This is a genomic window from Nocardia caishijiensis NBRC 108228, assembly GCF_001612825.1.
GTDB lineage: Bacteria > Actinomycetota > Actinomycetes > Mycobacteriales > Mycobacteriaceae > Nocardia > Nocardia caishijiensis.
On the sequence record NZ_BDBE01000007.1, the window covers coordinates 17,713 to 30,891 of the forward strand.

The following is a 13,179-nucleotide window of genomic DNA, read 5'->3' on the forward strand; positions in this document are numbered from 1 at the left end:
CAATGTTATTACCGGGCGAAGTCCTTGAGCGAGGGAACCTCAACTACAGCCTTAGTGGTCATCCATTCCCGCAGGACCTGGGTGGCGCGCACGTCGTCTTCGTTGTACTCGAGCAGCCGGGTGCGCTGGGACAGGTCGCTGGCGGCGTCGTAACCGACCGCGCGCCGGTACCAGCCCATCGACGCCTCACCACCGGCTTCGGGATCGCGCCAGCCGAACCCGGCCACCGGGGCGATCTTCTTGAGTCCCTTGCCGTTCGGGCAGATGAACTGGTCGGTGACGGCCTGGAACATGTCGACCCATTCGGGTGAGTCGACGAAGGCGCGCACCTCCTCGTGGGTGGGGATACCGGGCCTGCCCGCGAAGCGCCGGGCCGACTCGTAGAGCCACTTGTCCTCGGCGGTGCGCGAATAGCAGTAGGCGGCGAAGGTCTTGCCCGCCGCGTGGGCTTGCGCGCGCCGGGCCATCAGCCAGGTCCAGAACTCGCCGAAGGAACGGCCCTCGTCTTCGGTGGGCAGCGGGTCCCAGGTGACGAACGGGCGGTACACGTCGTCGAGCAGGGTGCCCCAGAGGTAGGCGCCGTCTTCCTGGTAGCTCTCCAGGTCGACGTCGATCTCCACGTCGGCCCGGCGCACGCTCACGGTGTCGAAACGCCGGACCAGGGGTGCGCCGACGATCCAGGCGCGGGCGGTGACCACGGTCTCGGTGAACGGGCCGTGCTGCCAGTCGTCGGGTTCCTCGCCGACCCAGGCAGCCAGTTCGTCGATGGTCTGCACGCCGTGCACCCGCAGTACCTCGGCGCGCGAACCGGGCGCGACCAGGCTCACGTCCCGCAGCCGCGCGAGTGCGCCCTCACACCCCGGTTCGCCGGACTCGGGGGCGCGCACCCACCACGGGCACTGCCTGCACTCGGGCACCTTCGACGGCTGGGTCGGCAGTTCACCGCGCACCACCGCGATGCGGTCGGCGTAGCGCAGGTCGTAGTCGGCGAGCACGCCGGTGAGGTCGTGCACGAGGATGCGGTCGAACGCGAGACCGATGGCGCCACCGAGCAGCGCTGGGCTGGCCAGGCCGTGGCGCTGCAACATCCGGTAGAGGTGGGCCAGGCGCTGCTGGTCGCGCGGTTGGGGGCGCAGCTTCACGTGCTTGTCGCGGCGCGGTTCCCAGCGGAACAAGTCCGAGGTGAGCGGGTGGAAATCGGCCGGGTCGGGGCGGCGCGGGTCGGTGACCTTGTGGTTCACGACGATGATCGGGATATATCCGCCGCGATCGGCATCGCGCAGCAGGAACTCGGCGCCACCACGGCGACCGGTGTCGGGTTCCTGGGGCAGCAGCCCACCCCAGATCCGGGACACGCCCGCTCGCATCGCGGCCATGGTGGCCTCGGCGCGCGCACCCGCGCGCAGTTGTGGGTCGATCACCACCCAGTCCTCGGGAGCGGCGCCGACAAGTTCGTCGCGGACTCTGGTGCGGTACGCGGTGGCGGCCTCGCGTCGCTGTTGCACACCCGGGTCTTCCCTGACCGCGGCGAGCATGCCGGGGTTGGCGGCGTCCAAACGCAACCGATGACGGCAGCCGATGAGCGAGCGAGCGTCGAGATACGCCCGGCCGCCGCCATCGCGACCGCTCGACGCGGTGTCTCCGATTCCCGACGCGACGTCGGGGTCGGGCTGGGTTTCCGACGCGGGGCCGAGCGCAGCGGAAGCAGTGGCCGGGCTCAGCACCGGCCCGCTGTCGAAGTTCTCCTCGGCTGCACGCACACCAGCAGTATGGTCCTTACCCCCGACACATTGCCCAATCGCTACCCTGATCCCACTACGCTACGAAGTACGGCAGGCCGGTCCGGACGGCGCTGCCTCGTGACTTGGCGAGCATGACGGAGGGCCTGATCTCATGGGGTTGTTCAGCAAGCGTAAGCGGCGGCCAAGTCGTCGCGCGGAGGCGAAGGCGCTCAAGCACAAAGCCGCCGTCGAGGCGAAACTCGGCGCCAAGAACGAGCGCAAGGCGGCCAAGGCGGGCGAGCGGACCAGCCGTCGCGCCATGAAGGCGCAGGCCCGCACCGAGGCCAAGGTGGCCAAGGCGCAGATCGCCGCGCTGCAGGCCGAGGAGAAGGCGGCACAGAAGCTGGCCGCCAAGGCCGACCGCGAACTGTTCAGCGCCGCCCAGATCCGCAAGTACATCGGGGTGGCGCGGGTGCTGATCCCGGTGCTCGCGCCGCTGGCCTACCGCGGCGCCACCCTGGTGCGCGGGCAGCTCGACGCGCGCAAGGCGCAGCAGCTCGGCATCGGCCTCGACCAGCTCGGCGAGTTCAGCGGTCACGGTGCCCGCCTGCAGGCCCGCATCACCAACACCGAGAACGCGCTGGGCAAGATCGCCGCCGACGCCCCGGACGACGCGACCGAGAAGTTCGTCGCGGCGGCCCGCTCGCGGCTGGCCGACCTCACCGTCGCCGTGCGCACCGCCGAGCAGATGCCCGCCACGCGGCGCAAGGCCGTGCACACCTCCATCTCCACCGAGCTGTCGGTCCTGGAGAACGACGCGCTGGCCCGCCTCGGCGTCCGCTGAACCTGTGACGACGCCGCAGCTCACCTCCCGCCTGCGCGGTGGTGGCTGCGGCGTACTCGTCGGCGCGCTCGCCGTCGCCGCGCACGGCCTGGCCGGTGGTGGGGTGCCGCGATCGGCGGAAATCATGCTGTTGCTGCTGGTTTCGCTCGCGGCGGGCGGGTTTGCCGCTGGCGGGACCACCACGCGGCGGCCCAGGAGTCGGGGTGTGGCCGACTCTCGGCGGCTCGGGAGCCGGACTGACACCGTCGACTCATGGAACGGGCGTCGGGGTAGCAGCCGCACGCCCCGGGCAGCGGCGGTTTCGGCCGGTACCGCGCTGTGGCGCACGCTCTCGCGGACACTGCGCGCGCCCGTAGGCCGTGCCGATACCGTGCGGGCGGCCACGGCGTTGCTCGGTGGTCAATGGGCCGGGCACTACGCGCTGACCGGGACGCTCGATCATCACGGCGGCGTTCTCGACGTGCCGCACCTGCCGAATGGGCCGATGGTCGTGGCGCATCTGCTGGCCGCTATCGCCTGCGCCGCACTGATTCTCGCTGCCGAGCGGCTGTATCTGGTTGCGTCGGGCGTGATCCGGTCGGTGCTCACCGCACCGGCACCCGCGACACGTCGACCCGCCACCCGCTGGCCGACCACATTCGGCCAGGCTCTCGGCACCCGCCGCGACCCCGCACGTTCCCCCCGCGCACCGCCGCTGTTCGTCTGATCCCACGCGACATCAGAACTCTTCGAACAGAAGGCATTCCATGCACAACTTCATCACCCGTGGCGCGGGCACGGCCGGTCTTGCGGCCGCGCTCGTGCTGGCCGCTTGCGGTTCGGCGGCGGCGCACGTCACCGTCGACGCGCCCGGTGCCGCCAAGGGCAAGTACACCGTTGCCACCTTCAAGGTGCCCAACGAATCCGACACCGCATCGACCACAGCGGTGAGCGTCACCGTGCCGAACCTGAAAAGCGTTCGCACCGAACCGATGCCGGGCTGGTCCTCGCACATCGAACGTAACGACAAGGGCGAGGCGGTGGCCGTCGCCTGGACGGCCGAGCCGGGCAACCCCGGCGTCGGACCTGGTCAGTTCCAGCGTTTCGTGCTCTCGCTCGGACCGCTGCCGACCCAGGACGAGGTGACTTTCCCCGCGCGGCAGACCTACAGCGACGGCAAGGTCGTCGCCTGGGATCAGCCGAGCACAGGCGGCGCCGAGCCCGAATACCCGGCACCCACACTGACACTCAGCGGATCCGGTGGTTCAGACGGCGGTGACCACCATGTCGCCGGCGACGAGCCTGCCGAAGCGGAGTCCGACTCGGTGGCTCGCTGGACCGGCGGTATCGGCCTTGCGCTCGGCCTGTTCGCCGCCGCGCTCGGTCTCGGGCTCGTCGCGCGGTCGAGGAAGTCGTGATGCAACGCTGCCAGACCCGCGCGGTCTCCGGCCGGTCCCGTCGGCTCGCGCCCGACGTCGTGGTGCCGAACGAAATCGTGACCGAGATCAACCGCTCCGCGCGTCGCCGACTGGCGCGCCGGTTCGCCGTCACCGTGGTCGCCGGGCTGTTCGCCCTGATCTTCGGGGCGACCGGCATCGCGAACGCGCACTCCGGTGCGGTGAGCAGCGTTCCCGAGAACGGTTCGTCCATCCAGAAGGGCCCGGCGCGGGCGAGCATCACCTTCAACGAGGAACTGCAGCAGACCTTTCCGTCGCTGACGGTGGTCGGGCCGGACGGACGGCTGTGGTCCAAGGGCAAGCCGGTGGTCGAAGGCCGGACCGTGAGTGTGGAAGTGGGTGAACTCGGGCCCGTCGGCGAATACACCATGGCGTTCCGGGTCACCTCCGCCGACGGTCATCCGGTCAGCGGGACGAGGACCTTCACCCTCACCGAGGAAGGCACCGGCACACCGGGCGCCAAACCCGGCGAGGACGAGGGCAAGGACAGCGAGGAGTCCGGTGGGGTGCCCGTGTGGGTGTTCGTCGCCGGTGGCGTCGTGCTGTTCGGCGCCGGTCTCGCGGTGGCGCTGCTCGGCACCGGCCGCAAGAAGTAGCCGACGATGACGACCGGACGCCGGTGGCGAGTGCTGGTTCCGGTCGTCGCCGCCGCCCTCGCCGGGGTGGTACTCGCCTGGGTATTGCGCTGGAGCAGCGGTTTCCCGGCGGCGGCGTTGGCGCGGGTGCTCGCCGACGGCGCGGGCGCGACGGTGCTCGGGCTGGCGGCCCTCCCCCGTCTCGACCACCGGCTCGCGGTGGCCTGGCGGCCGGTCGCGGTGCTGGCCACCGTGTGGCTGGCCGCCGAGTTCACCGTGCTGGTGTGTGAGGCCGCCGACATCGTCGGCGTCCCGGTGCGCGCGCTCGGCGCCGGTGAGTTCGCCACGTTCCTCGGCAGGCTCAGCGGCGGGCAGATCGGGATCGCCATCCTGTTCTGCACCGCCGCCATCGCCTGCTACGCCGCCTGGGCGTTCCGCAGACCCGACGACGCGTCGGCCGACCTGGTTCTGGTGTTCGCGGCGGTCGCGCTCGCCCTGCGACCGATCACCGGCCACATGTCGCAGCAGGTGCTCGGCTCGGTGCTCGTCGCGGTACACGCCCTGGCCGCCGCCGCCTGGTTCGGCCTGCTGCTCGCGTTGGCGCTGGTCGTGCGCACCCGCGGCGGCTGGGCGAGCGCGCTGCCGCGCTACTCGACCGCCGCCGCACCGCTGGTCGCCGTGCTCGCGGTGACCGGGCTCGTCGACGGCCTCGTCCGGGTCGGCTCGGTGCCCGCCCTGGTGACCACCGGCTACGGGCGGATCCTGCTGGCCAAGGTGGTCGCGCTCGGTCTGCTCGCCGGGCTCGGCTGGTGGTGGCGACGCACCTGGGTGCGCCGGGCCGCCGAACACCGGGTCACCGCCGAGGTGTCGGCTCGCAACGCGGCGCTCGAGGTGACGCTCATGGCGGTGGCCTTCGGCTTGGCCGCCACACTGGCCGTCACCGCTTAGACACCATACGAACGCACTACAGTTGCCGGTATGAGCGACGTGAGGATTGTCGAAGACTGCGCAGCGCCCGCCGAGACGGCATTCGCCTTTGTCAACGACTATCGCAACCTGCCGAAATTCTGGTACGGCATCGAGTCCTTCACCCCGGTCACCGAGCAGACCGACGGCGTCGGCGCGAAGTTCGACGGGAAGATGAAGCTCGGCCCCGCCTCGCTCACCTCCCGCATCGAGGTGGTGCGCTGGGAGGAGGGCACGGTGATCGGCACCAAATCGATCAAGGGCTTCGAGATCCTCTCGACCTTCGTCTTCACCCCCAAGGGCGCCGACACCAGCACCATCGACGCGCACATCCAGTACTTCGTGCCCGGCGGCATCGCGGGCAAGATGCTCGGGCGCACCATCGAACCGTTCATCAAGATCGCGGTGAAACACACCACCGAGGCGCTCATCAGCGAGATCGAAAAGGCCCACCGGCCGACCACCTGACACAATCAGCCTCATGACCGAATCAGCGAATGTAGTGGCAACCGCCGATCTGGCCGACGAGATCGGCCCCGAGATCCGCAGCTGCGATACCCAGTTCATCCAGTTCGGTGGCCGTCAAGCGTTCGCCGGGCGGATCACCACGATCCGTTGCTTCCAGGACAACCTGCTGGTCAAGCAGACCCTCGGCGAACCGGGTGAGGGCAAGGTGCTCGTCGTGGACGGCGGCGCGAGCGTGCACACCGCACTGGTCGGCGACATCATCGCGGGCCGAGGCGTCGACAACGGTTGGGCGGGCGTCATCGTCAACGGTGCCGTGCGCGACTCGGCCATCCTGCGCACCCTCGATATCGGGGTGAAGGCACTGGGCACCAACCCGCGCAAGAGCACCCAGACCGGCAGCGGCGAACGCGACGTGCCGGTGGAGTTCGGTGGCATCACCTTCGTGCCCGGTGAGATGCTCTACAGCGACCACGACGGCGTCGTGGTCCGCCAAGAGGACTGAAACACCGCGAGGTGCGGGTCAGATTCCGCTGACCCGCACTTTGTGTCCTGCCAGGACAACCACGTCGCCGACCTGCAGTTGCCTGCCTCGGCGCAGTTCCACCTCGTCGTTGACCCGGACCAGGCCCTGGGCGATCACCGTCTTGGCTTCCGAACCGGAGTCGATCAGGTTGGCCAGTTTGAGGAATTGCCCGAGCCGGATGACCTCGTCATCGATCGGCACGTCCACTGGTTCCGACATGCGCTAATACATACCCCGTCGGGAAATCTGGGCGCCCACCGGGCCCCACGGTGACGAACACGCCGTCGGCGCTCCCCCGCGGTTGGCGCCCGTCGGCACGCACACTGGATCGGTGACTTCCACGCGGGCCGAGCAACACCCCAGCAGCTCTGTCGACCGGGTACCCCATCGCGCGCACGGCAGGTTCGCCGAGGTACCGCACATCACCGGGCTGGTGCTCGGGGTGTTCGCGGTGCTGTGCGCGCTGTGGAGCCTGTCACCGGGGTTGCGGCAGCTCACCGAGGTGCCGCGCCGCTATGTCGACGCCTTCTACTTCGACGCGCCCGACACGAGTCTGGTGTGGGCGCTGGTGGTCGGGTTGCTCGCGGGTGCGGCGGCGAGCCGCAAACGGGTGGCGTGGTGGTTGCTCGTCGGCTATCTGTGCCTGTTCACGATCAGCAATGTCGTCGACTACACGAGTACGCGGGAGCTTGACCCGCTGGTGGCGGCGGTGGTGCACGCGGTGGTGCTCGCGGTCCTGATCGCCGCGCGCGCGGAGTTCTACACCCGGGTGCGTCCGGGTGCGGTGCGCAAGGCACTGGCGGTGCTGGTCGGCGGGTGTGCGCTCGGATGCCTGCTCGGGTGGGGGCTGGTCGAGTTGTTCCCCGGTTCGCTGCCACGCGGGGCGCAGCGGCCGCTGTGGGCGGTCTCGCGGGTGACCGCGGCCGTTCTGGTCGACAACGAGCACTTCGACGGGCACCCGCCGGGCTGGGTGAATTTCCTGCTCGGGCTGCTCGGTGCCCTCGCGCTCATCGCCGCCGTGCTCGTGCTGCTGCGGTCGCAACGGGCGGACAACGCGATGACCGCGCTCGACGAATCCGCGTTGCGCGGCCTGCTCACCGCCGGTGATGGAGACGACTCGCTCGGCTACTTCGCCACTCGCCGCGACCGGGCGGTCGTCTTCGCGCCGAACGGCAAGGCGGCCATCACCTATCGCGTCGAGCTCGGCGTGTGTCTGGCGGCCGGTGACCCGATCGGACCGAAACAGGGCTGGCCCCAGGCGATTCGGGCCTGGCTCGAGCAGGCCGACCGGTTCGGCTGGGCACCGGCGGTGATGGGCGCCAGCGAGCAGGGCGCGCTCGCCTATCAGCGGGCGGGACTCGCCGCGCTTCGTCTCGGTGACGAAGCCGTGCTCGACACCCGCGCGTTCTCCCTGGCCGGTCCAGCCATGAAACCCGTCCGGCAGGCCGCGAACAGATTGCGCAAGAACGGCTTCGGCATCAGAGTGCGCCGAGCGGGCGAGATCCCGGCCGCCGAATTCGCCGAGGTGATCGCGCGCGCCGACGCCTGGCGCGACACCGAGACCGAACGCGGATTCTCGATGGCGCTCGGCCGCCTCGGCGACCCGCTCGACGGCGACTGCCTGCTGGTCGAGGCGATCGACCACGACGACCGCGTGCACGCCATGCTGTCGTTCGTACCGTGGGGGCGGACCGGGGTGTCGCTGGAATTGATGCGTCGCGATCCCGCGAGCCCCAACGGCGTGATGGAGCTGATGATCTCGCAGCTCGCCCTCAACGCCGATCAGTACGGCATCACCCGGATCTCGCTGAACTTCGCGGTGTTCCGGTCGGTGTTCGCCGAGGGCGGGCGCATCGGCGCCGGTCCGGTGCTGCGCGCGTGGCGCGGTGTGCTGCTGTTCTTCTCCCGCTGGTGGCAGCTAGAGGCGCTGTACCGCTCGAATGTGAAGTACCACCCGCGCTGGGTACCACGGTTCTTCCTGTACGAGGACCGCAGGCAACTGCCCCGGGTGGCGATGGCCAGCGGGCTCGCCGAGGGCTTCCTGCCCCGCCTCGGTACCCGACCCGACGCCGCCGTCCACACCGGAACCACCCCCGCCGTCCCGGCGACGGTCACCGGCCTGCACGCCGACGGCAGCGCCCCCGACGACCTCGACGCCGACGAGGATTCCGGGCCCCGCCGCCCCGAGCAGGTCCGCGTGCGGCTGGCCACCCTCGACCGGCTCGCGGCGAGCGGCGTCGACCCCTACCCCGCCGCCTATCCACCTACCCACGCCATCGCCGACGCGCGCCGCTGCCCGCACGGCACAACGGTCCGGGTGGCGGGCCGGATCACCCGGGTCCGCGACTACGGCGGGGTGATCTTCGCGGTGGTGCGCGACTGGACCGGCGACATCCAGCTGCTCATCGACCGCGAACGAGTCGGTGCCCGCGCGGCCGAGTTCAGTGCCGACTTCGACCTCGGTGACCTGATCGAGGTGAGCGGGCGGATCGGGACGAGTCGGCGCGGCGAGCTGTCGCTGCTGGCCCAGGACTGGCGGATGAACGGTAAATGCCTGCACCCGCTGCCCGACAAATGGCGTGGCCTCACCGATCCGGAGGCCAGGGTGCGGCGCCGCTACGTCGACATGGCGGTCAACGCCGACAGTCGCGAGCTGCTCGCCAAACGCAGCGCCGTGCTGCATTCGCTGCGCGCCTCGCTGCACGACTGGGGTTTCCTCGAGGTGGAGACGCCGATCCTGCAGCAGGTACACGGCGGCGCCAACGCCACCCCGTTCCGCACCCACATCAACGCCTACGACCTCGACCTCTACCTGCGCATCGCCCCCGAGCTGTACCTCAAGCGGCTGTGCGTCGGCGGCATCGAGAAGGTGTTCGAGATCGGGCGGACCTTCCGCAACGAGGGCGTCGACTACAGCCACAATCCCGAATTCACCATGCTCGAGGCGTACGAGGCGCACAGCGACTACCTGCGGATGATGCAGCTGTGCCGCCGCCTCGTCCAGGACGCGGCGGTCGCCGCCAACGGGGCCGAGGTGGTGCTGCGCCCCGACGGCACCGAGGTCGACATCTCCGGCGAATGGCGGGTACGCACGGTGCACGGCGCCCTGTCCGAGGCACTCGGCACCGAGGTGACCGCGGCGACCGACCTCACCCGGCTGCGCGAGTTGTGCGATGCCGCCGGGATCACCTACCAACGCGGGTGGGACACCGGTCAGGTGGTGCTGGAGATGTACGAGCACCTGGTCGAGGCGACGACCACCGAACCGACCTTCTACCTCGACTTCCCGACCTCCGTCTCACCGCTGACCCGGTCACACCGCAGCGTCGCGGGCGTCACCGAACGCTGGGATCTGGTGGCCTGGGGTGTCGAGCTCGGCACCGCCTACAGCGAACTCACCGACCCCGTCGAACAGCGCCGCCGCCTCACCGAACAGTCCATGCTCGCCGCCGGGGGCGACCCCGAGGCGATGGAGCTCGACGAGGACTTCCTGCAAGCCCTCGAACACGCCATGCCACCGACCGGTGGCCTCGGCATCGGGGTGGATCGGGTGGTCATGTTCATCACCGGACGCGGCATTCGCGAGACTCTGCCGTTTCCGTTGGTGAAACCGCGCTGAAATCGGGTACCCCGCCGGTGGCTGTAAACGATCTTGCGCGCCACTGCGATGAACCACTGCGTCGCGCGGGTTTTCCGAACGAAACTCGCAGCGTCAGCAGTACTCTCGGATGTTCCGGCACCGGGAGGATGCCGGGACAACACACCATCGGATGGGGAAGAAAATGTATCTTGACCTGCTGACATCGGCCGCACTGGTCGACCCACAGGTGCTCGCGAGCAGCATCGACACGCTCGCGGGCTCGGACCTGGTCACCGAACTGGCGGCGAAGAAGAAGGGCAAGAAGGGCAGCAAGGGTCTCATCATCGGCGGCGTGTGCTGCCTGTTGGTCGTGCTCGCCATCGTCGGCCTGGTCTACATGCTCAAGAAGAAGAAGAACGACCAGCCGCCGACCCAGCCGCCCTACGGCGGCGGCCCCGGTCAGGGTGGTCAGCCGCCGTACGGTCAGCCGCCTTACGGCCAGCCGTGACGTGAGCCGGGGGCTCGCGGCACTATTCTCGCCTGATGGCGAGGCATCCCCGCGAGTCCTCGGATCAACACCTGGTCGCCAAGGGCCTGTCGGCGACCAGCGTCGCGGCATTGTTCCTGCTGCTGCGGGTCTTCGCGGTCACCGACTACGACTGGAACGCCGCGTTCTCGCTGGCGGGCACGCTCGGTCTGGACGACGTGGTCGTCATGGTGCTCGGCACCCTGATGGCGAGCCCGGTGCTCGGCGGCATCGCGCTCGCGATCCTGCTGCCCGAGGCGCTGATCCATCAGATCCGGCTCGGCAGACCGAGTTGGACCAACGCGGGCAACCTGATCTGGTTGCTGATCGTGGCGCTCTTCACCGGCGCGCTCATCTGGACCTACCGGACCTGGTGGGTGCTCGTGGTGGCCGCGGTGCTCGCCGTCGTCCTGTTCATGCTGTTGCGGGCGGGTAAGCGCGATCCCGAAGGGTCGAGGTTGGCGCACTGGTTCGTGTCGAGTTCGGCCCTGATCGTCACCCTCGCCGCGCTCGTGCTCGCGGCGACCGTGCAGACACCGTGGGTGTCGCTCGAGGAGATCCAGACCAGGAACGGGCTGGTCCGGGGGTATGTGGTCGAGAATCCACCGGGATATCTGAAGGTGCTGCTCGACGACGAACGCGAGATCGTCATCGTCGACACCGCCGATGTCACGGGTCGCGAGGAGATCGCACCCAGGCCCTGAGCGGCACGATCGGCGGACGTGCGGCACAGTGGGTGACGTGCAGCTGATCCTCGTACGTCATGCCCAGCCCGACAAGGTCGTCGCGAGCACCACCGCCGCCGATCCGGGTCTCACCGACATCGGCCGCCGCCAGGCCGAGCGGGTGCCCGCCGCACTGGCCGCCCACGAGGTCACGCGCATCGTGTCGAGCCCGCAACGGCGCGCCCGCGATACCGCGGCGCCGACCGCGCTCGCCCGCGAACTGCCCGTCGACATCGTCGACGACCTCGCCGAATACGACCGCGACCTGCCCGCCTACATTCCCATCGAAGACGCGAAGACCGAATTCGCCGACGCCTACACCCGGATCAAAGCGGGCCTGCTGCCCGAACAGATCGACGGCCCGGCCTTCACCGCGCGGGTGCTGACCGCCGTCGACCGGCTGGTGGCGGCCGCCGACCACACCGAGACGGTCGTCGCGTTCGCGCACGGCGGTGTCGTGAACGTGCTGCTGGCCGACATCCTCGGCCTGGCCCGCCCGCTCACCTTCCCGATCGACTACTGCTCGATCACCCGGATCCTGTACTCGCGCACCGGAACGCGCACGGCGGCGACGATCAACGAAACCGGTCACGTCTGGGATCTGCTGCCGCGCAATCTCGCCCGCACGACATAGGAAAGCCGGGTGCGGAAACATCCGCACCCGGCTTCACCTGGGCCGACTCAGGCGTGCGAGGCGATCCAGCTGTGCATCCAGGTGATGGCGGTGTGCCCGCCACCGACCGAGTAGCTGCCGTACAGGTGGTGGGCCTGCGACTTGTAGAACTGCTCGAGATCCTTGGCGCGCTTCTGGTTCGCCGCGTCCGAGAGCTGCGCCTGCAGCACCGGCATACCGCCGTGGGCCATCAGGTCCTGCATGATGGCGCCCGCCTCGATCTGGTAGCGCCACAGGTTCGCCGGGTTGGCGTCCGAGCTCTGCGCGAGGAAGCCCGCGAACCGGGTGACGAAGTCGTCGGTCGCGGTGGCGCAGTACAGGTCGTCGACCGCGCAGATGGTGCGGGTGCGGTCGCTGAGCCAGCCGAAGCCACCCGGGCGCGCGCCGCCGGCGCCCGCGCCCTGAGCGTGCGGGCCGACCTGCACGTCGCCCGGTGCGCGGCGCGGATCGGAGATCAGGCCGACCGCGGCCACCCGGTCGGCCGGAACGGTGCTGAGGCCGGTGCCGATCTCGGCCGCGAGATCGCCCGCGGCGTCGGCGCCCTGGCTGTAGCCGACGAGCGCGGCCTTGGTGTCGCCGCACTGCGCGAGCTTGGCCGAGATGAGGCCGCGCGCGGAATTCACCGCCTGCTTCTTGGAATTGCCGTAGACATCGCCCTCCCACGGGAAGGCGGTCGCCGCGTACGTCACGTAGTCGACGTCGACGCTGCGCGGCAGTCCGTTGGTGACGCCGGACAGCATGCCGGGCCCCGGGGGCTTGTCGATGCCGGTCTCCCACGTGCCGGGAATGGCGACCACGTAGAGACTCGGGCAGGCGGGCGCCGCGCTGGCACTCCCGCTGCCGACAACGATTCCGGACAACATCGCCGCGGACGCCCCGAGTGCCGCGACAACCTTCTTCACCTGCATACCGCTCCAGTTCCACCTTGCTCGCCGCTGGAGAGCAAACCCCGATTGTGTGTGGCTCCCAGACCTCGCCGCGAATCACAATAGAGGTACGGGCGCGCCGGTGCCACACGAGTAGTGCGAGCTTGTCCGATTTCCGACAGTCGTGCCGTCGATCTTGTCGGCACCGCACCGATTAATCCGCCTCGGCGGTGTCGTCGTAGTAGACAGTAGGCGAGAAAGACCGAGACAACAGGA

The 13,179-nt window shown here is 69.7% G+C and carries 14 protein-coding genes; 11 read left to right on the forward strand and 3 right to left on the reverse strand.

Annotated elements, in window-relative coordinates:
• Positions 1–8: 8 nt before the first annotated feature.
• Positions 9–1,646, reverse strand: coding sequence for a TM0106 family RecB-like putative nuclease (locus NC7_RS01770; RefSeq protein WP_067977997.1), 1,638 nt, complete (start codon positions 1,644–1,646; stop codon positions 9–11).
• A 247-nt stretch (positions 1,647–1,893) separates the two neighbouring features.
• Between NC7_RS01770 and NC7_RS01775 the strand changes: the two genes are divergently transcribed.
• The 7 genes from NC7_RS01775 to rraA are packed head-to-tail and all read left to right on the forward strand — an operon-like array spanning position 1,894 to position 6,512.
• Positions 1,894–2,565: a DUF6474 family protein gene (locus NC7_RS01775; protein WP_067977960.1), complete on the forward strand. Its 672-nt coding sequence runs from the start codon at positions 1,894–1,896 to the stop codon at positions 2,563–2,565.
• Between the two features lie 4 nt (positions 2,566–2,569).
• Positions 2,570–3,271, forward strand: coding sequence for a hypothetical protein (locus NC7_RS01780; protein ID WP_067977962.1), 702 nt, complete (start codon positions 2,570–2,572; stop codon positions 3,269–3,271).
• Between the two features lie 40 nt (positions 3,272–3,311).
• Positions 3,312–3,962 carry a YcnI family copper-binding membrane protein gene (locus NC7_RS01785; RefSeq protein WP_067977963.1) on the forward strand — a complete coding sequence of 217 codons (651 nt, stop codon included), beginning with the start codon at positions 3,312–3,314 and terminating at the stop codon, positions 3,960–3,962.
• Positions 3,962–4,597: a copper resistance CopC family protein gene (locus tag NC7_RS01790; RefSeq protein WP_084457804.1), complete on the forward strand. Its 636-nt coding sequence runs from the start codon at positions 3,962–3,964 to the stop codon at positions 4,595–4,597. The genes NC7_RS01785 and NC7_RS01790 overlap by 1 nt, the downstream gene beginning before the upstream one ends.
• Before the next feature lie 6 nt (positions 4,598–4,603).
• Positions 4,604–5,524, forward strand: coding sequence for a CopD family protein (locus NC7_RS01795; RefSeq protein ID WP_067977964.1), 921 nt, complete (start codon positions 4,604–4,606; stop codon positions 5,522–5,524).
• A 30-nt stretch (positions 5,525–5,554) separates the two neighbouring features.
• Positions 5,555–6,010: an SRPBCC family protein gene (locus tag NC7_RS01800; RefSeq protein WP_067977966.1), complete on the forward strand. Its 456-nt coding sequence runs from the start codon at positions 5,555–5,557 to the stop codon at positions 6,008–6,010.
• Positions 6,011–6,023: 13 nt separating this feature from the next.
• Positions 6,024–6,512: a ribonuclease E activity regulator RraA gene (gene rraA, locus NC7_RS01805; RefSeq protein ID WP_067977967.1), complete on the forward strand. Its 489-nt coding sequence runs from the start codon at positions 6,024–6,026 to the stop codon at positions 6,510–6,512.
• 18 nt (positions 6,513–6,530) lie between these two features.
• Here the strand turns inward: rraA and NC7_RS01810 are convergent, their stop codons facing one another.
• Positions 6,531–6,752 carry an RNA-binding S4 domain-containing protein gene (locus tag NC7_RS01810; protein ID WP_067977969.1) on the reverse strand — a complete coding sequence of 74 codons (222 nt, stop codon included), beginning with the start codon at positions 6,750–6,752 and terminating at the stop codon, positions 6,531–6,533.
• 112 nt (positions 6,753–6,864) lie between these two features.
• Between NC7_RS01810 and lysX the strand changes: the two genes are divergently transcribed.
• From lysX to NC7_RS01830, 4 genes are all read left to right on the forward strand, one after another.
• On the forward strand, positions 6,865–10,152 hold the full coding sequence (gene lysX / locus NC7_RS01815) for a bifunctional lysylphosphatidylglycerol synthetase/lysine--tRNA ligase LysX (protein ID WP_067978001.1): 3,288 nt from the start codon (positions 6,865–6,867) through the stop codon (positions 10,150–10,152).
• Positions 10,153–10,315: 163 nt separating this feature from the next.
• Entirely contained in the window at positions 10,316–10,621 is a 306-nt protein-coding gene (locus NC7_RS01820; protein WP_067977970.1) for a hypothetical protein, read from the forward strand.
• Positions 10,622–10,656: 35 nt separating this feature from the next.
• On the forward strand, positions 10,657–11,343 hold the full coding sequence (locus NC7_RS01825) for a hypothetical protein (protein WP_067977972.1): 687 nt from the start codon (positions 10,657–10,659) through the stop codon (positions 11,341–11,343).
• A 37-nt stretch (positions 11,344–11,380) separates the two neighbouring features.
• Complete coding sequence (locus tag NC7_RS01830; protein ID WP_067978003.1) at positions 11,381–11,998, forward strand: histidine phosphatase family protein; 618 nt, start codon at positions 11,381–11,383, stop codon at positions 11,996–11,998.
• 47 nt (positions 11,999–12,045) lie between these two features.
• Here NC7_RS01830 and NC7_RS01835 read toward each other — a convergent pair whose 3' ends face one another.
• Entirely contained in the window at positions 12,046–12,945 is a 900-nt protein-coding gene (locus tag NC7_RS01835; RefSeq protein ID WP_084457806.1) for a cutinase family protein, read from the reverse strand.
• Positions 12,946–13,179: the final 234 nt, after the last annotated feature.